The following is a 1,714-nucleotide window of genomic DNA, read 5'->3' as shown; positions in this document are numbered from 1 at the left end:
GGGCCATCGGTGAGGCTCCTTCTCGACGAGTACTTGGCGGTACACATCGAGAATCTCGCCGGTGGCCCCCTTCAGTCAGAGAGCCGCGCCGTCACCCCAAACCCCACCACTCCACGGGACGCTGTCGCAGCGAGATCGGGATGGACCTGCTGCAGCCGAGAACTCACGATCAGCATTCAACATCGACGAGATGCTCATTCGGCTCGCCGACAGGCGACGGTTCGACGCCGATCGCGGCGAGGCCGAGTCGTGCCGCACAACGGGCCCGGCTCGGTCAACTAGTAGTACCGGGCTCTTCCCACCCCAATGCGCTCGGGAAGCCCCGATAGTAGTCGCGCCAGGAGTCGTAGAACTCGTCGTCTGGCAGCTCGGACGCGAGAGCCTCCAGATGCTTCCTGAACTGGGTGCGGCCGTCGGCGGATAACTTGCCGAGTGTGGCTGTCAACACATCCATCATCTCTATCGCCCAGTCGGGATCGACCTCTGCGTTGCTCGCGTGCTCATAGCCCATGAAGGCGCTCACGATCGCCTCGACTAGCAACCGTGCTCCACGGTCGCGAGCCTAGACAGGACCCAGCCATTGATAGTCCCAGACGACTCGCCGCGCTATCAGCGAGTGCTCTGCGGCCGAAGAGAGCGCTACTCAGTCCATGTGCTCGCGGGGCGGATGCATGTGCTCGGATGCGACGAGGCTGTCAGTCACATCACGGATGACATCCCAGCCCCACGCGGGCACGGCAACCCCGTCATCGTGACGAACCCACGCAAGCGAACACGTGCCTTCCGCAGGCTGTCCTGGGTGATCACGCCGTACCGATCGTGTCAGAAGTCCCGCACCAGCCCATCAAGCCTGGAGGTCGACTGGCGGCGAAGTGGGACATGTCCCGCTGATCAGTCGGCCGATGCCAGCGATGCGTTGCACGAGCTCAGTCCGAGCAGTCAACGGCGACGGCGAGAGCGGCACAGACCTGCCGCATCCGGTCGTCGGCCAGCCGACCCAGTCGTTCGACGAGGATGGCGATCGAGACCGACTCGACGGAGTCGAGGTTGACGGCCGAGCGCAGGGGAACGGGGTCCTCGCCGGGTTCGAGAAGGACCTCGCTCGGGAGGTCCCGGATAGTGGTGGTGCACGGGGCGACCAGCGCACGACGATGACGTGGGATCACCACGTCTCGCGAGAGGACGACCACCGGCCGGCGGCCGATCTCGGCCATCTCGGACCACCACACCTCCCCACGGGCGGGCAGGACGGTCACGACGCGGCGGCCGCACGCCGAAACGAGGCCAGGTCCCCCCACTCATCTGGCTCATCCAGTGGGTGAGCGTCGTAGGCAGTGTAATTGGCGTCCACCTCGGCCGACCTGTGACGGGCGAGCAGTGCTGCCAGGGCCTGGTCGACCAGAGCCGAGTCGGGCTTGCCGGTTACCTGACGCGCGTTCTTCAGAAGGTCGGTGTCCACCGTCGTGCTCAACCGTGTGCGACTCATGCCATGATTATGCCACCACACGCATCGACTGCGGGTTACGCGCTACGCGGCGATATGGGGCAGTCCCACAGACTTGTCGGTCGCGCTTGCTCAAGACACGTTGGCAAGTTAACTTGGACAGGTGTTGGGTGAGCCGATCATCGCGCCGTCGGCGTTCAAGCACGGCGTCGACGAGGCGGACATCCTGCACGCGTACCGGAACCCGGTGCGGATCTGAGACCTGGGCGA

General features: G+C 64.9%; 3 protein-coding genes. All 3 read right to left on the bottom strand.

The features are described from left to right. Positions 1-274: 274 nt before the first annotated feature. Positions 275-523, bottom strand: a complete 249-nt coding sequence (locus EPD83_RS20205) for a hypothetical protein (RefSeq protein WP_165567079.1) — start codon at positions 521-523, stop codon at positions 275-277. Positions 524-926: 403 nt separating this feature from the next. Beyond that, positions 927-1,256: a type II toxin-antitoxin system PemK/MazF family toxin gene (locus EPD83_RS20200; RefSeq protein WP_165567078.1), complete on the bottom strand. Its 330-nt coding sequence runs from the start codon at positions 1,254-1,256 to the stop codon at positions 927-929. Then, a complete protein-coding gene (locus tag EPD83_RS20195; RefSeq protein WP_165567077.1) occupies positions 1,253-1,486 on the bottom strand; it encodes a DUF2191 domain-containing protein in 234 nt (77 codons plus the stop codon). The genes EPD83_RS20200 and EPD83_RS20195 overlap by 4 nt, the downstream gene beginning before the upstream one ends. Between the last annotated feature and the right edge of the window lie 228 nt (positions 1,487-1,714).

This window comes from Phycicoccus flavus (genome assembly GCF_004025965.2).
In the GTDB taxonomy this organism is placed as follows: Bacteria; Actinomycetota; Actinomycetes; order Actinomycetales; family Dermatophilaceae; genus Phycicoccus; species Phycicoccus flavus.
Note: the sequence above shows the minus strand (reverse complement) of the source record. Positions and strands in the feature narration are given on the sequence as shown.